Consider the following 19,030-nt stretch of genomic DNA (forward strand, 5'->3'; position numbering starts at 1 on the left):
AGGTGCCCGGGTGACGCGGCCGGCGGCCCGGAGGCCGTGACCGGCAGGCCGGGGGTCATGGCCGGCGGCCCGGAGACGGCGGCCGGCGGGCCCGCCACGGCCGGAGGCATCGGTACGGCGCTGGGCGGTCCGGAGACGGCGGCCGGCGGTGCGGAGATCGGACCCGGGTTCGCCGGTGGCAGCGGCTCCCGCCAGCGCGGCGGTTGGGCGGCCGGCCCGAGACCTGCGCGTTCCGGCTCTCCGTAGCCGGGGTCACCGAAGGCGTGTCGGGCGGTACCGGCCAGATCGGCGTCACCCGGCAGTACTGGCCCGGAAGGCTGCCCCGGGCGGTCCACGACGGCGCCGGTCGACAACTCCGGACCGGCCCCACGCCGGTCGACCGGATCGACGATCTCCGCCTCGTACGGGTAGACCGGCTCGCCGGGCAGCGTGCGCCCGCCGCCCCAGCCGCGCTCCGGGTCGGGGGGCGCCTCGCCCAGGTGTACGCCGTTGACGGGTTGCCGGATCTCGCGGAGCGGAATGCCGGGTGTGGCCGGCAGCGGCCGGGGTGTGTAGGCCGCCCGGTCGCCCCAACCACGGGTCACCGCCGGCTCGACAGCCGGTTGCCACTGCCGTCCGTTCGGATCGACACCGATCTCCGCGCCGGACCAGCCCGCGTCGGCCGCCCAGCCATTGGCCGGGCGGGCCGGGTCACCTTGCGGACCTGCCCCGTTACCGTGCTCTCCCGGTGTGGGGGCTCCGGGTTGCCCTGTTTCGTCCACCGTGCGCTCCTTGGTCGCCCCCGCTGAGGCTACCGTGTGGTGGCAGTGCCGATAAGTTACAGCGGCGGGCTAATTCGGCGGTCGAGTGCTGTACCCCTGCTCCGGTCGGAAGAAGGTCCACGGCGTGCGAGGCGAAGCGGAGGTGACCATGACCCAGGTGGGAAACGGCGCGCAGACGGCCGGCCGACCAACACGTCTGCCGCGCTCGGCACGACGTAAGCAACTGTTGGCGGCGGCACAGGAGGTGTTCGTCGCCCAGGGCTACCACTCGGCCGCGATGGACGACATCGCCGAGCGGGCCGGCGTCTCCAAGCCCGTCCTCTACCAGCACTTCCCGGGCAAGCTGGAGCTGTATCTGGCGCTGCTGGACACGCACTGCGACGCGATCGTGGCCAAGGTCCGGGAGGCGATGGCGGCGACGGTGGACAACAAGGAGCGGGTCAGCGGGGCGGTCCGGGCGTACTTCGACTTCGTCGACCACGAGAGCGGCGCGTTCCGGCTGGTCTTCGAGTCCGACCTGCGCAACGAGCCGGCCGTACGCGAGCGGGTCGAACGGGTCGAGCAGGGCTGCATCGCCGCGATCACCGACACCATCATCTCGGACACCGGGGTGAGCCGGTCCCGTGCCGAGTTGCTCGCCTCCGGCCTGGTCGGCGCGGCCGAGACCGCCGCCCAGTTCTGGCTGGCCAGCGGACGGAAGGTGCCGAAGGCCGAGGCCGAGGCGCTGCTCACCGGGCTGTCCTGGCGCGGAATCGCGAGCTTTCCGTTGCAGGGCGAGTCAGCCTGAACGTAACCGGTGCGGATCGGATAGCCTTTCCGACGGCGGATCTTTCGCCCCGAACGAGGAGGTCACGTGGAGGTCAAGATCGGCGTGCAGTACGCGCCGCGCGAACTGGTCCTGGAGAGCGCGCAGACGCCGGCCGAGATCGAGCAGATCGTGACCGACGCGCTGGGCAGCAGCGACGGCACCCTGTCGCTCACCGACGAGAAGGGCCGGCGGGTCATCGTCCCGGTCGGCAAGGTGGCCTACGTCGAGATCGCCGAGGCGTCGCCCCGAGCGGTCGGCTTCGTCGCCCGCTGACCCGACCGCACCCCGGGGTCCCCGCACCGTTCCGGGTCCGCCGACGGACTCGGAACGCGCAGCCCGGGACGTCGTCGGCGGCGCGGACGGTGGCGGCTGGTCCGGGCCCGCGCCGATGCCGCGCAGGTGACCCGGGTCAGTTGTCGTAGGTGACCGGGTCAGTCGTCGTCGTAGGCGACCCGGGTCAGTTGTTCAGTCCGACCGCCGACATCCGGGCGGTGTGTGCGGCGGTGAGTCGCTTGAACAGCGTCTGCACCCCCGCCTGGTCGTCGAAGCCGGTCGCGATCAGGGCGGTCAGCGCCACCCGCTCGCCGGCCGTACGTCCCGCCTGGGACAACCCCTCGCCGACCAGTCGCCGGGCCCACATCGAGAGCCGGTTGGCGACCTTCGGATCGGTCTGGATGGCCAGCCGGATCTCCTCACCGGCGAACTCGTCGTACCGGGAGCCGTGCAGCACGTCGAGCACGAGTTGCCGGTCGGGCTCGGCCAGGAAGACGGCCATCTCCCGGAAGAAGTCGTCGGCGATGGCGTCTCCGACGTACGCCTTGGTCAGCGCCTCCAGCCAGTCCTTCGGCTCGGTCGAGTCGTGGTACGACGACAGGGCCGGCACGAACGGTGCCATCGCCTCGCCGGGCGCAACGCCGAGGGCGGTCAGCCGGTCGGCGAGCCGCCGGTAGTTCGTGATCTCGACAGCGGCCATTTCACTCAGTACGGCGCGTCGGGCCAGGTCGGGTGCCAACCGGGCGTCGGCGGCCATCCGGTCGAAGGCCACCAGTTCGCCGTACGCGACCAGGCCGAGCAGGTCGACCACGGCTCCGGAGGCGGCGGTCGGGACCGGGCCGGTGGGCTGCGGCGGGACGCTGGACGGGGTCGGGGCGGGCTCTGCGGGGGCGGACACGACCGCAGGTTACCGCCCAAAAGGCCGTCCCGGGCGCCCACCGGACGAGGATTCCGGGCCACCGGGTGCGGAATGCCGTGGACCACGGGAGGCGTTCTACCTGTCGGTAACCCAGAGTTCAGGATGTGTAACGGATATCACATCCCCGGACCCCGGTCGGCGGTCGTACTGCAGGACCGGGACGCCGTTTGCCGGGCTCAGGTAGCATGGATCAGTTGCCGAAGGAGGCAGAGGTCCGGAAGACCGTCAATCGTTCCGGAAAATCTGCCCTGCGGCGCGCGCGTGCGGCCCGGTCCCTACTCGGCGTTCAGCCGTCGACCGTGTGGCCCGCGCCATACCGACATCGCGCCCTACGACGAACGGGGCGCACCACGAGAGGGCACCCCCACAACCACATGAGCGATCACATCGAGAACATCATGGCTGGCCAGGCACTGGCCGCCGACGCACCGGTCCGCCCCGAGGCACCCACCTTCGCCGAGCTCGGCGCGCGGGCGGAGACCGTGGCCGCGCTCGAAGCGGTGGGCATCACCCGGGCGTTCGCCATCCAGGAGTACGCGCTGCCGATCGCGCTGCGCGGCACCGACCTGATCGGCCAGGCGCCGACCGGCACCGGCAAGACCCTCGGCTTCGGCGTACCGCTGCTGGAGCGGGTCTTCGCGCCGGGCGAGGGCAGCGACGGGCTGCCCCAGGCGCTGGTCGTCGTACCGACCCGGGAGCTGGGACTCCAGGTCGCCAAGGACCTCGCGGCGGCGGGCAAGACCCGTGGCGTACGGGTGCTGCCGATCTACGGCGGCGTGGCGTACGAGCCGCAGGTCGACGCGCTGCGCAAGGGTGTCGAGATCCTGGTCGGCACGCCGGGCCGGCTGCTCGACCTGGCCAAGCAGAAGCAGCTCCGGCTGGACCGGGTGCACGCGCTGGTGCTGGACGAGGCGGACCGGATGCTCGACCTGGGCTTCCTGGACGACGTCGAGAAGATCCTGGCGATGCTGCCGGAGGACCGGCAGACGATGCTCTTCTCGGCCACCATGCCGGACCCGATCGTCGCGCTGTCCCGCCGGTTCCTCCGGCACCCGGTGACCATCCACGCCGGGCACACCGCCGAGACCGGGCCGTCGCCGCTGACCGAGCAACTGGTCTACCGCACCCACTCGATGAACAAGATCGAGATCGTCGCCCGGATCATGCAGGCGCGGGGACGCGGCCTGACGATGATCTTCACGCGTACGAAGCGGGCCGCCGACCGGGTCGCCGAGGATCTCGACTTCCGTGGGTTCGCGGTCGCGGCCGTACACGGTGACCTGGGTCAGGGCGCCCGGGAGCGGGCGCTCCGGGCGTTCCGCACCGGCAAGATCGACATCCTGGTCGCCACCGACGTGGCGGCCCGGGGACTGGACGTCACCGGCGTCACCCACGTGGTCAACTACGACTGCCCGGAGGACCAGGACACCTACACGCACCGGATCGGCCGTACCGGTCGGGCCGGCGCGACCGGGGTCGCGGTGACCTTCGTCGACTGGGACGACATGCCCCGCTGGCGGATCATCGACAAGACCCTCGGGCTGGAGATGCCGGAGCCGCCGGAGACGTACCACACCTCGGCCCACCTCTACACGGACCTGGACATCCCGACCGACGTCGCCGGTACCCTGCCGTCCGCCGAGCGGACCCGGGTCGGGCTCTCGGCGGAGGTCGAGGAGGACCTCGGCGGCCGGTCCCGCAACGGCGGAAGCCGGCGCGGGCCGGGTCGCGGCGAGGGCGCCGGACGGACCCGCAACCGGCGCGGCGGCACCAGCCGCAGCGCCGGACCGGCCGAACCGACCGGCCCGGAGGCCGAGGTCACCGGGTCGGCCGAGCCCCGCCGGCCGCGCCGTCGGCGCCGGGCCGGTGAGGTCGTCGCCGGGCCGGTGACCGAGGCCGCCGAGTCCGGCACCGGCCTGGCCGAGCCGACCGACGCCGGTTCCGGTGGCGGTGCCCCGACGGCCGTCGACGCCGACGGGTCCGCCAAACCGCGCCGCCGGCGCCGCCGTCGCCGGGGTTCCGGTGCCGGTGGAGACGCCACCACCGGCGACTGATGCCGCAACAGCTCGACGCCGCGCTCGCCGAAGTGCGCGCGCTGCTGCTCGATCCCGCGCTGACCCGCGCCGTCGCCGCCGGGCGACGGCGCGGCCAGCTTGCCACCGTGGTACGCGCCGAACTGCGACCGGTCGCCCTCAAGTCCGGTGCCCGGTTGCAGATCGTCACCGACGACGGCGCCCGGCCGTACACCCGGAACGTGGCGCCCGGCCCCGAGGCGGACGCGGCCGTCGACGCGTTGCTGGCCGAACCGTTCGGCAACTGGCACGTCGAGACGGCCGGCGCCACCCTGCAACTGCGGGTGACCAAGCGGGGCGAGGCACAGTTGCACCGGGTCGCCGCGCAGCGGGCGGAGCCGGCGACCACCTCGCACGACCGGCCCCGGGAGCACCTGCTCGACCCGGGTGACCCGCTGTTCGACGCGATCGGCGGCAGCGCGGCCAAGCGGCGGCAGGTCGACGCGTTCCTGCGCGCCCTCGCGGCAACCCTGCCGGCGGAGCTGACCGGCCCGCTGCGGGTGGTCGACCTCGGCTGCGGCAACGCGTACCTGACCTTCGCCGCGTACCGCTACCTTGCCGGGCGGGGCGTCGACGTCGAGTTGGTCGGCGTGGACGTACGCGAGGACCAGCGCCGCCGCAACGCCGCGCTCGCCGAGCAGCTCGGTTACGCCGACCAGGTCCGGTTCGTCGCCGGCACCATCCTGGACGCGACCGTGGAACCCGCCCCCGACCTGGTACTCGCACTGCACGCCTGCGACACGGCGACGGACGAGGCGCTGGCCCGGGCGGTGCGCTGGGGCGCCCGTTGGGTGCTGGCCGCCCCGTGCTGCCACCACGACCTCGCCGCGCAACTGCGGGCCGCACCGGCCCCGGAGCCGTACGAGCCGCTGGTCCGGCAGGGCATCCTGCGGGAACGCTTCGCCGACGTACTCACCGACGCGCTGCGGGCGGCCCTGCTCCGGCTGCACGGCTACCGGGTCGAAGTCGTGGAGTTCGTCGACTCCCAGCACACCCCACGCAACCTGCTGCTCCGGGCCCGGCACACCGGCGCCGAACCGACCGACCGGCAGCGCGACGAATACCGGGCACTGGTCGGCGACTGGCGGATCACCCCACGGTTGCAGACCCTGCTCGGTACCCGCTGACCCACACCCACGCCCCCGGCGACGGCGGACTCCGTCCGGCGCGGCCCGCCCACCGGGGCTTCCTCCGCCGTACCGGCGGAACTCTCCGGATGATCGGACAGCCGGGGGCGATGCCGGCCGACCGTTGGTACGGGCGGGGTGGGTTCGATCAGTCGGGTTTCCCGACCCCGCTTCGGGATTACGCTCGGAACACCACCCGAAGTCCGGGCGAAAGGGTTTTCCGCTGAGCATCGGTGCCGCACAGGACTCGCCGCAGGCGGCCTTCGCCCGCTTCGTGCGACGGGCCATCGACGACGCCAAGAGCGAACGTGGCTGGACCGTCAGCGACGTCGCCGGGCACACCGGTGTGGGCCGGTCCACCCTGTTCCGCTGGCTCGCCGGCGACTGGCAGGACTATCCGGAGCTGGCCAAGGTACGCGGCTTCTGCACCGCGCTGGACGTACCGGTCGGGGTGGCGTTCCGGGCCCTCGGCCTGCCCGACGGCGAACAACCCGGCACACCCCGGCGGGACCGGATCGAGTCGCCGGTGGACGCCGACCTCCGGGTGATCATGACTCGCCTCGGCGATCCCGGCGTACCGCCGGAGGAGAAGAAGCTGATCCGGGACATGCTGCGCTACCTCGCCCACCGACAGGTCCGCCGAGCCGGCTGATTGCCGCGCCGGCTGACCGGCGAGGCCATCGCGACCGAGGCTCAGGGCACCGTCAGGGTGAACTCCGCGGTGTGCACCGTGCCGGCCACCTGGAAGTCGAAGTACATCCGGTAGCGCCCGGAGCTGGGTGCGGCGAGCCAGAACTTCACCGCCCCGCCCACCAACTCGGTCTCCGGGTGTACGTGCACGTAGCCCAGGTCGCCCTCGCGCAGCACCACCAGGTGCCCGTACGCGCCGAGGTAGGGCTGGAGGGTGGTCACCGGGTTGCCGCCGGTGAAGACCCGGAACAGCAGCGGCTGGCTGGCCCCGACCTGCGGGGTGCCCTCGTAGGTGACGGTGAACCCGTCGACCGTCGCCTCCCGGGCCGCCGCCGGCAGCGGTCGGGGGGCGTACGAACCGGCGACCACCAGGTCCACCCCGAGGGTCAGCGGGATCTGCCCGCCCGTGCCGTCCAGCGCGGTGAAGTCGGCGTACGCCCGCCACACGCCCGGGGCGGGCAGGGTGAGCGGCACGCTCCAGGTGCCGTCCAGCGCCATCGTCGGATGCAGGTGCTGGTAACCGCTGAGATCCCGGCGGGCCACGATCATGTGCAGCGGCTTCTCGTGCACCACGGCGTACCCGGTCACCGGCCGGCGGTCCGGCCCGCGCACCTGGAACCGCAGGTCCTGGCTCCGGCCGGCGGTCCAGGTCGTGGCGGTCGGCACCAGCGTGTACCCGCCGGAGCTGACGCTCAGCCCGCCCGGCTCGGCGGAACTGTTGACGCCACCCGGGTTGCCGGCCCCGCCGGCCGGATGGTCGTGCGGGCCCATCCCCGGTGGATGGCTGTGGTCGCCGACGCTGGTCGCCGGCTGTGGGCCGACAGCGCCGGGCGGCGGAGTGCCGCCGGTGTCGACCCGGCCGAGGCCGAAGCCGGCGAGCAGGGCGAGCACCAGCCCGGCGAGGGTGAGCGCGAGGCGCACGGTGGCCCGGTCCGGCACGGCGGACTCGACCGGTTCGTCCACCGGACCGTCGAGTGCGTCCCCCGGGCCATCGACTTCGTCCACCGGGCCGTCGACCGGGCGACGGTCCCGGTGCTCGGTCCGGCCGGTCTCCGGGGATGCCGGCTGCTCACGCGTCACGCCGGCAGGTTACCGCCCCGGCCCGGAGGTGCCGCGAGGCCGGTCACCGACCGTTCCCGGAGAGCGACGATCATCACCGTACGCATCCGAGCAGCTTCGATGCGTCGCCTCCGTCCGGCATCGATCGTTAGACGAATCGTGCCGACCTCCGCATTGCCACGTCGCGCCGCCGCCCTCGCCGCCGGGATGACCGTGGCGTTGTCGCTCACTCCCACCCCGGTCCGGGCCGCACCGACCGCCGACCCCGCCGAACGGATCGCCAACGCGGCGGAGCAGTTGGAGATCGTCGTCGAGCAGTACAACGACCTGCGCGAGGCGTTGCGGGAGACCCGGGCGAGCAGCGCGGCCATCCACGCCGAGATGGGGCCGTTGGAACGGGCGATCGAGCAGCACCGCACCGAGATCAGCCTGATCGCCGCCCGGGCGTACCGGACCGGCGACACCCACGCGCTGGGGGTGGTGGGTACCCTGCTCAACGCCGCCACGCCGGAGAACCTGGTGGACCCGTTGATCCTGCTCGACCGGCTGACCCGGGAGCAGCACCGGGTGATCGCCGCGCTGACCGAGGCACACGAGCGGCTGGCCGAGGCACGGCGTGCCGTCGACGCGCTGGTCGCCCGGCAACGCGGCCAGGAGCGCCAGCTCGCCGCGCGGAAGCTGGCGATCGAGACCGAGCTGGCCCGGCTCGCCCAGCTACCCGAGCACGGGGAACCGTACGCCTCGACCGCACCCGAACTGCCCGAATTGCCCGAACCGGTCGCCGGGGCCGCCGGTCGAGCCGTCCGGTTCGCGTACGCGCAGCTCGGCAAGCCGTACCGGTGGGCCGGTGACGGGCCGGACGGGTACGACTGCTCGGGGCTGACCTCGGCCGCCTGGGCGGCTGCCGGCGTACGACTGCCGCACAATGCGGCCCGGCAGTACCGAGCGGTGACCCGGATCAGCCGGGCCGCCCGGCAGCCCGGTGACCTCGTCTTCTACTACCGCGACCTGCACCACGTGGCGCTCTACGTCGGCGGCGGGAAGATCATCCACGCGCCGCGCACCGGGCAGCGGATCCGGGTCGACCGGGTCGACTACCAGCCGATCGTCGGCTACGGCCGCCCTCGCTGAGGGGACTCTTCCGCCGCCCTCGCTGAGGGGAGTCTTCGGCCGTCCTCGCTGAGGGGGTTCTTCGCCGAGGTCAGCCTGCGACGGCGAGCGCGAACGGGAGCACGCCGGGCGCGCCGGCCTGGCGCAGCAGGCGGGCGACGATCGTCATGGTCCAGCCGGAGTCGACGAGATCGTCCACCAGCAGGACCGGACCGGTCAGCCCGGCAAGTGCGTCGGCCAGCGGTTCCGGCAGGTCGAAGGCGCCGTGCAGCGTGCGTACCCGCTGGGCGCTGTTGCCGCGCGGACCGGCACCGGCCGCTCCGCCGTCCCTGGCCGGCACCTCGCCGAGCAGCGGCAGCCGGCCGACCTGGGCGATCCGGTCGGCCAGCCCGCGGACCAGCCGGGGCCGGCGGCGCGAACCGACGGCGAGTACGGCGACCGGTCGGGCCGGCCACGGGTCGTTGCCGTGTGCCCACGCCTTCAACACCTCGACCACGGCGCCCGCCAGGTCCTCCGGCAACTCCGCGTCCGGCGCGTCCGGCCCGGTCAGCGCGCGCAGCCGGGCGCCCCAGCCGAGGTCGGAGAGGCGCCCGACGGCCCGCCCCGGGTACGCCTGCTCGCCCGGCCCGAGCCGGCCCCGCAGCGGTACGCCGACCGCCTCCAGCCCGGTCGGCCAGAGCTTCTTCGGCGGGATCTCCACCCCGGGGCGGCCCAGGAACGCCTGCGCGGCGGCGAGTGCCGGCGCCGAGACCTCGGCGTCGAACCGCACCCCACCAACCGACCGAGCACCACCGTCCGACCGAGCACCACCATCCGACCGCGCACCACCATCCGACCGCGCACCACCATCCGACCGCGCACCACCATCCGACCGCGCACCGCCATCCGACCGCGCACCGCCATCCGACCGCACTCCGCTGTCGGTGCCGCCGGCGGTGCAGCGGTCACAGCGGCCGCAGGGGGTGGCCGCCGGATCGTCCAGGCAGCGGCGCAGGAACTCCATCCGGCAGCCGGTGGTCGAGGCGTACTCCCGCATGGCCTGCTGCTCGGCGGTGCGGGCCTGGGCGACCCGGCGCAACCGGGGCTCGTCGTAGTGCCACGGCTCGCCGGTGGCCAGCCAGCCGCCCCGGACCCGGCGTACCGCGCCGTCGACGTCGAGCACCTTGAGCATCAGCTCCAGCCGGGTCCGGCGCAGGTCGACGATCGGCTCCAGGGCGGGAGTGGAAAGTGGACGGTCCGGGTCGAGTGCGCGCAGCACCGCCCGCACCTGCTCCTCCGGCGGAAAGGCAAGCGAGGCGAAGTAGCGCCAGATCGCCTGGTCCTCGGCCCCGGGCAGCAGCAGTACCTCGGCCTGGTCGACGGCCCGGCCGGCCCGGCCGACCTGCTGGTAGTAGGCGATCGGCGACGGCGGCGCACCGAGATGCACCACGAATCCCAGGTCCGGCTTGTCGAACCCCATGCCGAGCGCGGAGGTGGCGACCAGGGCCTTGATCTTGTTGTCCAACAGGTCCTGCTCGGCCGCGCGGCGGTCGGCGTCGTCGGCCTGCCCGGTGTACGACGCCACCGGGTACCCCCGGCCGCGCAGGAACTCGGCGGTCTCGCCGGCCGCCGCCACGGTCAGGGTGTAGATGATCCCCGAGCCGGGCAGCCGGTCGAGCTGGTCGGCGAGCCAGCCGAGCCGGTGCGCCGGGCTCGGCAGGTCGAGTACGGCCAGCCGCAGCGACTCCCGGTCCAACGGCCCACGCAGCACCAGCGCGTTGCCGAGCTGCTCGGCGACGTCCTCGGTGACCCGGCTGTTGGCGGTGGCCGTGGTGGCCAACACCGGCGTACCGGCCGGCAACCCGGCCAGGAAGGTACGCAGCCGCCGGTAGTCGGGACGGAAGTCGTGCCCCCAGTCGGAGACGCAGTGTGCCTCGTCCACCACCAGCAGTCCGGTGGTGGCGGCGAGCTGCGGCAGGACACCGTCCCGGAAGTCCGGGTTGTTCAGCCGTTCCGGACTGATCAGCAGTACGTCGACCGTGCCCGCCTCGATCTCGGCGACGATCTCGTCCCACTCGTCCAGGTTGGCGGAGTTGATGGTGCGGGCCCGGATGCCGGCCCTGGCCGCCGCCTCCACCTGGTTACGCATCAGCGCGAGCAGCGGCGACACGATCACCGTCGGGCCGGTACGCCTCGCGTCGGGCTCGGCCGACTGCCGCAGCAGTGCGGTCGCCACGAAGTAGACGGCCGACTTGCCCCAACCCGTCCGCTGTACGCAGAGCACCCGGCGCCGATCGACCACCAGCGCCTCGATGGCCCGCCACTGGTCGTCCCGAAGCCGGGCATGCTCACCGGCCAGCCGGCGAAGTACCGCCTCGGCCCGCTCACGTACCGCCATCCGAGCGTCGTTCGGCATCCGAGCGTCGTCCGGCTGGCGATCGTCGTCCCGCATCCGAGCGTCGTCCGGCTCGCGATCGCCGCCCGGCATTCGAGCGTTGTCCGGCATTCGAGCGTCGTCCGGCTCGTGATCGTCGTCCGGCTTCCGGTCAGCACCCATTCGGCCTTTCTACCAGCGGGCGCCGACCGGGTGCTCCGGACCCGTCGCACCGTTACCGAGGCGCGGCACGCGCACTCTTGTCCCTGCCACGACACTGTGGTGATCTGTGGGCCACGCAAAGCAACCGCCGGAGGTGGGCATGCGCGGAGTGGCGACCCAGGGGCAGCCGACCTCGGGACGGGAACGCCTGCCGTCCGGCGGCTCCGAGTTTCTCGCCCTGCTGGCCCGGCTGCTGCGCCGGCCACGCCGTGGCGACCGGCGGCTGCCGCTGATCTGGCTGGTCCGCTCGGCCGCCTCGCCGGACCTGATCGCCCTGCTCCGCCGGGTGCTGGGCCGGGGCCAGCAGCGTCGCATCCCGCACGCCGTCCTCGACCTGACCGAGCCGCCCGGCACCGACATCGCCGCCGAGCTGCGGGAGGTGCACCGGCAGCTCTCGCTGGAGGCGTTCGGCGGCGAGCGGCTGCGCTTCCGGCACTATCCGCTGGCCGACTGGCTGCTGAGCCGGCCCGTGGCGGAGCCGGCGGAGGCGGGCGAGGACCGCCGTCCGGCGCTGGCCCGGCAGCTCCGGGACCGGCGCGGCACCCGGCCGGGCGACGATCCGGCCGGTGGCGGCAACGGCGACGGGGACCTCTTCGCCACCGCGTACCAGCTCGCGTTCTGGCTGGTCCGGCGGGCGATTCCGAGTGCCGTCTTCCGGGTCGCGGTCTCCGGCCGGGTACCGCTGCTCGGGCCGCACTACCGGTGGTTCATGCGCCAGCAGTATCTCGCGCCCCGGCAGTCGGTGACCTTCCTCGGCTTCGCCGAGCGGCTGACCGCCGGCTGGCGGGACGGCGAGCAGCCAGACCAGGTGAACAAGCTGCTCGTACACGCATTTTTGGAGGACCTGCGGCAGGCGTACCGGCGGCGGTTCTGGCGGCCGTCGAGCTGGCGGCGGACGGCCTATCCGGTGTTGCTCCTCGACGGCGTGACCGTCGGTGGCCCGGGGCACATCCTGGTCCGGCTGGTCAACGACGTACGCAACGAGACCGGGCGCAACGACCCGCTGCTGGTGGTGGCGGCCGGCGCCGAGCCCCCGCCGGAACTGCCCGAGCCGTACGCCCTGGTCGACGCGGAGGAGGCGTACGACGAGTGGGTGGACGTGCTGCCGGAGACCCGGCGGCTGCGCCGGCCGGCTGCCTGGCTGATCGCCCTGCTGCTCGGCGACCCGAGCGCCGGCTCGGAACCGAGGGGCGGGCTGCTCAACTTCACCCCACCGGGCCCGCCGTGGTGGAGCCGCCGCTTCCTGCCCACCGCACTCGTCCTGCTGCTGCTCGTCGGGACGGGGGTGTGGGTGAACTCGCGGTGGAACCTGGACTGCCATCCCCGGCCGTTCGGCGGCGCGGTCGCGGTGGAACTGGTCGGCGGCGAGTGCATCGGCTACAGCGACACCGAGGGGCACGTCTTCAACCGCGACCCGGGGCAGGACCGGCTCCGCGCCGTGCAGCGCCGGATCTTCCGGCAGAACGCCGCCGCCGAGCAGGTCTGGCAGCGCAGCGCGCAGCGCCGTCCACTGGTCACCCTGGTCTACCTGGGCATCCTGACCGGCAACCGGACCCGGGCCGACGAGGAGTCGTACGTCTCCGAGCGCGAGGAGCTGGAGGGGATGGCGACCGCGCAGTACGCGCTGCTCCAGGAGTCGGCCGCTGCCGACGGGGCGGCGCTGCTCCGGGTGGTGGTCGCCAACGCCGGACAGCAGATGCGGTACGCCGGGCGGGCGGTGGCGATGCTCGAAGGACTGGTCCGGGACGATCCGACGGTACTCGGTGTGGTCGGGCTGGTGGAGAGCCGCACCAGCACCGCCGCCGCGCTGCGCGAACTGAACCGGATCGGCCTGCCGGCACTGGCGCCGACGCTCTCCGCCGACGGCATGTACCAGAACTCCAAGCTCTACCTCCAGATCTCCGCACCCAACCAGGACCAGGCCGCGCTGATGGACGAGTACGCCCGCCAGGTGCTCCGGGTCGGCGACGCGCACGCCTACTACACGACCGGCGAGAACAGCTCCCTCGAACAGGACCTGTACGTCGGCACCCTCGTCAGCGACCTGCGCGAACGGTTCGGCAACCGGCTGACGCGGGTCGAGGAGTGGCGTACCGGCCAGCGGATGACCCAGGAGTGCGGCTACCCCGGAGTGTTGATCTTCGCCGGCCGGTGGTCCGAGTTCGACGGCTTCCTCCGAGCGCTCAAGGAGTGCGGGCCGAATCCACCCCGACACCTGGTCGGCGACGACTCGGTCAACCGCTACATGGCCAATCCGGGGTTGCGGGCCAGTGCACCGGGCAACCTGCCGGTCACGTACGTGTCGAAGGCCGCCCTGGCCACCTGCGCGGCGCTGCGTACCGCCCGGGACCAACGCGACGACGTACGCGCCAGTTTCCTCGCCTGGATCCAGGCCGACGACCTGCTCGACCCGCCCCGGTGCCGGGACGACGGCGGCCCCGCCGCGCAGGTCGGCGAACGGGTCAGCCTCGCCTACGACGCCGCGACGATGGTGGTGCGCGCGGTGGAGAGCCTGGCCGCCCGGCTGCGGCACGGCAATCCGCGCGGCGCGTGGAATCCCCGGGCTGTCAACCCGGTCGGCGTGCACACCGAGGTGCTGCGGCAGAACGCCGAGAAGGGCTATCCAGGGGTCAGCGGCCTGATCCGGTTCGCGGCCGAATCGGGCGAACCGGTGACGAAGCGGCTCTCGCTGGTCCGGGTCGACCGGGTGACCGACGTCGACACCGAGCCGGTCGAGGTCTTCCACTGCGGCTCGGCCGACGCCCCGGCCGAGCAGCGCTGCCAGCCGGCAGGTCGTACCGGTCAGGTCGGCTGAGCCCGCGACGGCTGCCCGTCCGGCGGGGCGTGCGCCTCCGGCTGGGCAGGCGGGGTGTGCGTGCCCGGCTGGCCCGGCGGAGTGTGCGCCTGCGGCTGGGCAGGCGGGGCGTGCGCCTCCGGCTGGCTCGGCGGGGTGTGCGCCTGCTGCCCTTGCGGAGTCGCCGCTGGCGGAGTCGCTGCCGGTGGGACCGGGCCGGTGGGACCCGGCCCGCCGAGTGGCGGCAGGAAGACCAGCACCTCGCGGAGCGAGTCGGCCACGTCCATCGGCAGCAGGCACCGTGCGACAAGTTCCTCGATCGAGGCGTACGGTCCGCGTACCCAGCGGTCGACCAGGATGTGCCGGCACTGCTCCGGGGACGGGCCGGGCAGCCCCAGTACGACGTGTTCGGCGACGGCGTTGATGTCGATCAGACCGCCGTCGTCGAAGTTGCGTGGCAGGTCGGGCCGGCCGATCCGCAGCCCGGTCCGGGCCGCCGGATAGTGGTAGAGCAGGTACCGGGCGTGCTCGCGGCGTACCCGCTGCTCGGCGGGATCGCGTGGCACAACCGGTACGCGTCGGCGCTGCCCGCCGCCGAGCACGAGCTGGACACCGCGATTTATCAGGATCACGTGCAGGATGCCGCCCAGCCAGTTGATCAGGAAGAGGCCGAGGACCGCGAACACCTGCCCGGTGGTCGCCGGAGCGGCCGGGTCCGGGTCGCCGCTCTCCATTCCGAGGATGAAGCCGGCGATCATCCCGGCGTAGCCGGTGCCGGCTCCCGCCAGCCACCAGCTCCGGCGCCGCCACGCGTAGACGTAGACGACCAGCGGGGTGAGGACGCCGAAGGTGAGCAGGATGCCGACCACGCCGAGCACCGTGCCGAGGGTGCTGGTCCAGTGCGGCTCGCCGCTCGCCCGCCGGCCGGCCGCCGGAGGCGGCGGGATCGGCACCAACGGCGGCGGAAGCAGCACCGGCGGCGGCAGCGGCGCACTCATCGCAGCCGGCGTAATCGGCGCACCCGGCAGAGCCGGCGCACCGAGCGGAACCGGCGCACCGAGCGGGGCCGGTGCAGCCAGCGGGGCCGGTGCAGCCGGCGTAACAGGTGCAGCCGGCGCAATAGGTTCAGGCGGCGTAACAGGTGCAGGCGGTGGGGCCGGCGTGGTCGGGGCAGGAGCTGGCGGCGTGGACGGCGGCCCAGACGAGGGCCGGGGCGAAGGCTGGGACGGCGGCCCGGACGAGGGCTGGGGCGAGGGCTCGGGTGTCGGGTCCGGCGCGTTCGGGATCGTGTCCTGGCGGCCGTCCGTGGACACCGGGACCGTCAACGGTGACGGGTCGGGGGTGCCGGCCGTCGTGACGTCGGGTCCCGAACCCTGGTCCGGGACGACCAGCGTCGGATCCGAGCGGAGAATCCGACGGTGCAGCTCCTGGAGCTGCTCACCGGGCTCCAGCCCGTGGTCGTCGCGGAGCAGCGCGCGTACCTCACGGAACGTGTTGAGGGCCTCCGCCTGCCGGCCGTCGCGGTACAGCGCCAGCATCAGCAGCCCGCGCAGCCGCTCCCGTACCGGAAACTGCGCGACCAGCCGGGCCAGCTCCCCGACCAGCTCGTGGTGGTGGCCCAGGTGCAGTTCGAGTTCGGCCCAGACCTCCAGGGCGCCGGTACGCATCTCCACCAACCGGTGCCGGGCGGAGTCGAAGAACGGCCCGGTCAGGCCGGGAAACGGCTCACCCCGCCAGAGGTCGAGTGCGGCCCGCAGCTCGGCCACCGCCTCCGGCCGCCGGCCGGCGTCCCGGGCCACCGACGCCTGCCGGACCGCGTGCTCGAACCGCAGCGCGTCGACGTCGTCCCGGCCGACCCGCAACAGGTAACCGGCGTCGGTGAGGCGCAGCATCTGACCCGGGCTACGCGGCGACCGGTCCGGCTCCAGCACCCGACGGAGCCCGGCGACGTACTTCTGCACCACGTTGGGCCCGTTCGCCGGAGGGTCCTCGGCCCAGACCGCGTCGACGATCCGACCCGTACCCACCGGCCGGCCCGCCTGCAACAGCAGGACGGTGAGTACCGCCCGCTGTTTGCCCGGACCGAGGTCGAGTTCGCGGTCGGCGTGCCAGGCGCGCAGCGGCCCGAGGATCTCGAAACGCACCGCCTCCACCATGCGCCCCTCACCCCCCGACAGCTCCCGGACCAGCGCACGGCAGTCCGACGGCAGCATATCGGCAGTGGCCGGACCCAGGTGCGCAGCCGATGGTCAGTACGGCGGCAGTGCGGGTCGGCAGCATTGCCGACGTCGAACAGCAGTACCCCGAGAAGGGAAAGCAATGAGAAGAGATACCCGCACCGCACGGTGGGCCCGGCACACGGCCGGCCCGGTGGCCGCACTGCTCGGCGTCGCGGTCGTGCTGGGCGGCTGCGGACAGTTGAAGGACGAGGTCGCCACCGTCACGGCCAAGCAGACGCTGCTGGAGTCGGTGCCGGACGGTACCGAGGGACCGTTCCGGTTCACCGGCAAGGACGTCACGGGGGACGTCTCCGGCTCGGTGGACCCGACGGCGAAGGGGCTGGAGCTGACCACCGCGATCAAGGATCCGGAGCACGGCTTCACCACGAACATCGCGTTCCGGGTGGTCGGCGAGGACGTCTGGACGAAGATCTCCTTCACCGGTACCGAGGGGCTGACCGGGCTGCCCAAGCTGCCGAACAAGTGGCTGAAGCTGGACCGTACGAAGCTCGCCGACGCCGGGAACGTGCCGACGTACGAGGGGACCGATCCGGGCAACGCCGGCCCGCTGGTGCAGGCGGCGACCACGGTCAACGAGGACGGCGCCGGCAAGTACTCCGGCACCATCGACCTCACCTCGGGTGAGGCGGCGAAGGTGCTGGAGGCGGAGCAGATGTCCGCGCTCGGCGAGGCGGCCAAGCAGGTGCCGTTCAACGCGGTGGTCGACGGCGACGAGCGGCTGACCTCGCTCACCCTCGACGTGCCGGCGGCCGGCAGCGCCAAGGCGTTCCAGTACGTCGTGAACTACCAGGACTTCGGCAGCACTCCGAAGCTCGCCGCGCCGTCGGGTACGCAGGCACAGAACGCGCCGGCCCTGGCGTACGAGTTGCTCAACGGCTGAGGGTGAGGCTGCGGGCCGGGTGGTGGGCCACGGGGGACCGCCACCCGGCCCGCTCGCGCGTCCGGCCCGGGTCACCGCCTCGCGGTGCCCGGGCCGGTTACCGTGTCGGCGGGGAGGGAGATCCTGACGCGGATCCTGACGTCGCCGTGCCAGGGCACGGGCGGCGCCGACCGCTCAGCGGCTGACGCCGTCGTCGTGCTGGGCACAGGCGGCTCCCGACCGGTCAGCGGCCGAACACCGAGCCGCCGTTGACGCCGAGTACCTGCCCGGTCACGTAGCCGGCGGCCGGGCTGGCCAGGTATCGGACCGCCGCCGCGATGTCGGCCGGCTCGCCGGCCCGGCCCACCAGGGTCGCGTCGACCCGCCGCTGGTGCCCCTCCGGCGTCATCCGGCCGTCGAAGAACTCGGTGTCGGCGACGTACCCCGGACTCACCACGTTGACCGTGATCTGCTCCGGACCGAGTTCCTGGGCCAGGTGGTACGCCCAGCCGTGCAGCGCCGCCTTGGCCGCCGAGTAGGGACCTCCGCCGCCCCGCTGCGCGGCGATCGAGCTGAGCAGCAGTACCCGGCCGCCGGGGCGGCGCAGCGCCGGCCGGAGCGCCTCGGTCAGCAGTACGGCGGTGAGCACGTTGCTGTCCAGGTTGGCCCGCCACTGCGCGGCCACCCCGTGCAGTGTGGACGAGTCGCCGCCCAGGTAGCCGCCCGCGTTGTTCACCACCACGTCGACGGTGCGCCCGCCGACCGCCTCGACGACCCGGCCCAGTTGCGCCGGGTCGGCCAGGTCCGCCGGCACCGCCTCGACCGAGCCCGGCCGACCGCACTCCGCGCCGATCCGGTCGGCCGCCTTCGCCAGCAGGTCGGCGCGGCGGCCGACCACGATGATGTCGTACCCGTCCTCGGCCAGCCCTGCGGCGACGGCCGCGCCGATTCCGGTCGCGCCGCCACTGACCACCGCGAGTCGTTCCGGCATCCGTTCTCCCCGCTTCCCTCGCGCCCACGGCTCCGGCCGCCCTGTCGGTCGTCGCCGACCGGCGCCGGTCGCCGCCGGCCCGGTGTCCTCCGCCCGGGCCGGCGAGCCACGCTACCCGCCGGGTTCCGGCTCCGCACACGACTTGTGGATCGATCCAGCCAGCTCCGCCATCCACGGCTCGGGCGGTACCGCGCCGGGGCCGAGCACCTGCATCGAGGCCAGTACGGTGAGCAGCATCCCGCTGGCCAGGAAGTCCCGGGCCTCCTCGGCGTCGGCTCCGGTGAGTTCCCGGACCAGCCGGTAGATCCTTCCGAAACACTCGCGTACGGCGCCGCCGATCGTCGGGTCCGCGCTGGCCGCGAAGCCGTGCAGGAGCAGGGTGAGCAGGTCCCGCTCGGCGAGCAGCTCGTCGTACGCCTGGCCGAGGCTGTCCAGGTCGGGTGAGCGCTCGGCGGCGTCCCGGAACACCTGCTCGATCCGGGCTGCGGCGTGCTCGACCGCCGCGATGAAGAGCCGTTGCTTTCCACCGAACAGCCGGATGACGTACGGCTGCGACACGCCGGCCAGCCGGGCCACGTCGTCGGTGGAGGTGCCGGTGTAGCCGGAGACGGCGAACGCCTTGACGGCGGCGGCGACAAGCTGTTCGCCGCGCTCGGCGGCGGTCAGCCGGGTCCTGGTCATGGTCGGTACCACTCCTTCCCATCCCCCGCTGCCGGTCAGCCGTTCCCCGCTGATGCTCAACCGTCGACCTG

14 protein-coding genes are annotated in these 19,030 nt (G+C 73.4%); 8 read left to right on the forward strand and 6 right to left on the reverse strand.

Translation table 11 applies throughout. The features are described from left to right. Positions 1–909: 909 nt before the first annotated feature. Positions 910–1,548, forward strand: coding sequence for a TetR/AcrR family transcriptional regulator (locus Pen02_RS23275; RefSeq protein WP_203868171.1), 639 nt, complete (start codon positions 910–912; stop codon positions 1,546–1,548). Positions 1,549–1,614: 66 nt separating this feature from the next. Beyond that, a complete protein-coding gene (locus Pen02_RS23280; protein ID WP_203868172.1) occupies positions 1,615–1,842 on the forward strand; it encodes a DUF3107 domain-containing protein in 228 nt (75 codons plus the stop codon). A gap of 184 nt (positions 1,843–2,026) precedes the next feature. Here Pen02_RS23280 and Pen02_RS23285 read toward each other — a convergent pair whose 3' ends face one another. Beyond that, positions 2,027–2,740, reverse strand: a complete 714-nt coding sequence (locus tag Pen02_RS23285) for a ferritin-like fold-containing protein (protein ID WP_203868173.1) — start codon at positions 2,738–2,740, stop codon at positions 2,027–2,029. A gap of 395 nt (positions 2,741–3,135) precedes the next feature. On the opposite strand from Pen02_RS23285, the gene Pen02_RS23290 reads away from it, so the two are divergent. The 3 genes from Pen02_RS23290 to Pen02_RS23300 all read left to right on the forward strand — a co-directional run bounded on the left by Pen02_RS23290 (position 3,136) and on the right by Pen02_RS23300 (position 6,612). Beyond that, complete coding sequence (locus Pen02_RS23290; protein ID WP_203868174.1) at positions 3,136–4,815, forward strand: DEAD/DEAH box helicase; 1,680 nt, start codon at positions 3,136–3,138, stop codon at positions 4,813–4,815. Beyond that, positions 4,815–5,960 carry a class I SAM-dependent methyltransferase gene (locus Pen02_RS23295; RefSeq protein ID WP_203868175.1) on the forward strand — a complete coding sequence of 382 codons (1,146 nt, stop codon included), beginning with the start codon at positions 4,815–4,817 and terminating at the stop codon, positions 5,958–5,960. The genes Pen02_RS23290 and Pen02_RS23295 overlap by 1 nt, the downstream gene beginning before the upstream one ends. Before the next feature lie 229 nt (positions 5,961–6,189). After that, positions 6,190–6,612, forward strand: coding sequence for a helix-turn-helix domain-containing protein (locus Pen02_RS23300; RefSeq protein WP_203868277.1), 423 nt, complete (start codon positions 6,190–6,192; stop codon positions 6,610–6,612). Between the two features lie 41 nt (positions 6,613–6,653). Here the strand turns inward: Pen02_RS23300 and Pen02_RS23305 are convergent, their stop codons facing one another. Then, positions 6,654–7,730 carry a DUF8832 domain-containing protein gene (locus Pen02_RS23305; protein WP_239141117.1) on the reverse strand — a complete coding sequence of 359 codons (1,077 nt, stop codon included), beginning with the start codon at positions 7,728–7,730 and terminating at the stop codon, positions 6,654–6,656. Positions 7,731–7,868: 138 nt separating this feature from the next. On the opposite strand from Pen02_RS23305, the gene Pen02_RS23310 reads away from it, so the two are divergent. After that, positions 7,869–8,840 carry a C40 family peptidase gene (locus Pen02_RS23310; protein ID WP_203868176.1) on the forward strand — a complete coding sequence of 324 codons (972 nt, stop codon included), beginning with the start codon at positions 7,869–7,871 and terminating at the stop codon, positions 8,838–8,840. Positions 8,841–8,910: 70 nt separating this feature from the next. Here Pen02_RS23310 and Pen02_RS41930 read toward each other — a convergent pair whose 3' ends face one another. After that, positions 8,911–11,196 carry a RecQ family ATP-dependent DNA helicase gene (locus Pen02_RS41930; protein WP_239141156.1) on the reverse strand — a complete coding sequence of 762 codons (2,286 nt, stop codon included), beginning with the start codon at positions 11,194–11,196 and terminating at the stop codon, positions 8,911–8,913. 298 nt (positions 11,197–11,494) lie between these two features. Here Pen02_RS41930 and Pen02_RS23325 point away from each other — a divergent pair, with 298 nt between their 5' ends. Beyond that, the gene (locus Pen02_RS23325; RefSeq protein WP_203868177.1) at positions 11,495–14,209 is read left to right on the forward strand and encodes a type 1 periplasmic-binding domain-containing protein; all 2,715 of its coding nucleotides are present in this window, start codon (positions 11,495–11,497) and stop codon (positions 14,207–14,209) included. On the opposite strand, the gene Pen02_RS23330 is transcribed toward Pen02_RS23325, so the two are convergent. Then, on the reverse strand, positions 14,197–16,332 hold the full coding sequence (locus tag Pen02_RS23330; RefSeq protein ID WP_239141119.1) for a BTAD domain-containing putative transcriptional regulator: 2,136 nt from the start codon (positions 16,330–16,332) through the stop codon (positions 14,197–14,199). The two genes, Pen02_RS23325 and Pen02_RS23330, sit on opposite strands and share 13 nt — an antisense overlap. A 175-nt stretch (positions 16,333–16,507) precedes the next feature. Here Pen02_RS23330 and Pen02_RS23335 point away from each other — a divergent pair, with 175 nt between their 5' ends. Continuing rightward, positions 16,508–17,308: a hypothetical protein gene (locus tag Pen02_RS23335; protein WP_203868179.1), complete on the forward strand. Its 801-nt coding sequence runs from the start codon at positions 16,508–16,510 to the stop codon at positions 17,306–17,308. 223 nt (positions 17,309–17,531) lie between these two features. Here the strand turns inward: Pen02_RS23335 and Pen02_RS23340 are convergent, their stop codons facing one another. Together Pen02_RS23340 and Pen02_RS23345 are read right to left on the reverse strand one after the other, a co-directional pair. Continuing rightward, positions 17,532–18,278: an SDR family NAD(P)-dependent oxidoreductase gene (locus Pen02_RS23340; protein ID WP_203868180.1), complete on the reverse strand. Its 747-nt coding sequence runs from the start codon at positions 18,276–18,278 to the stop codon at positions 17,532–17,534. A gap of 111 nt (positions 18,279–18,389) precedes the next feature. Further along, on the reverse strand, positions 18,390–18,959 hold the full coding sequence (locus Pen02_RS23345) for a TetR/AcrR family transcriptional regulator (protein ID WP_203868181.1): 570 nt from the start codon (positions 18,957–18,959) through the stop codon (positions 18,390–18,392). Positions 18,960–19,030: the final 71 nt, after the last annotated feature.

This window comes from Plantactinospora endophytica (assembly GCF_016862915.1).
GTDB lineage: Bacteria > Actinomycetota > Actinomycetes > Mycobacteriales > Micromonosporaceae > Plantactinospora > Plantactinospora endophytica.

Bases quoted from the DNA above. Each gene is read 5' to 3' on its own strand.
- Pen02_RS23340 (WP_203868180.1), bottom strand. From the start codon at position 18,278: ATGCCGGAACGACTCGCGGTGGTCAGTGGCGGCGCGACCGGAATCGGC.
- Pen02_RS23275 (WP_203868171.1), top strand. From the start codon at position 910: ATGACCCAGGTGGGAAACGGCGCGCAGACGGCCGGCCGACCAACACGT.
- Pen02_RS23335 (WP_203868179.1), top strand. From the start codon at position 16,508: ATGAGAAGAGATACCCGCACCGCACGGTGGGCCCGGCACACGGCCGGC.
- Pen02_RS41930 (WP_239141156.1), bottom strand. From the start codon at position 11,196: ATGGCGGTACGTGAGCGGGCCGAGGCGGTACTTCGCCGGCTGGCCGGT.
- Pen02_RS23325 (WP_203868177.1), top strand. From the start codon at position 11,495: ATGCGCGGAGTGGCGACCCAGGGGCAGCCGACCTCGGGACGGGAACGC.
- Pen02_RS23345 (WP_203868181.1), bottom strand. From the start codon at position 18,959: ATGACCAGGACCCGGCTGACCGCCGCCGAGCGCGGCGAACAGCTTGTC.
- Pen02_RS23290 (WP_203868174.1), top strand. From the start codon at position 3,136: ATGAGCGATCACATCGAGAACATCATGGCTGGCCAGGCACTGGCCGCC.
- Pen02_RS23295 (WP_203868175.1), top strand. From the start codon at position 4,815: ATGCCGCAACAGCTCGACGCCGCGCTCGCCGAAGTGCGCGCGCTGCTG.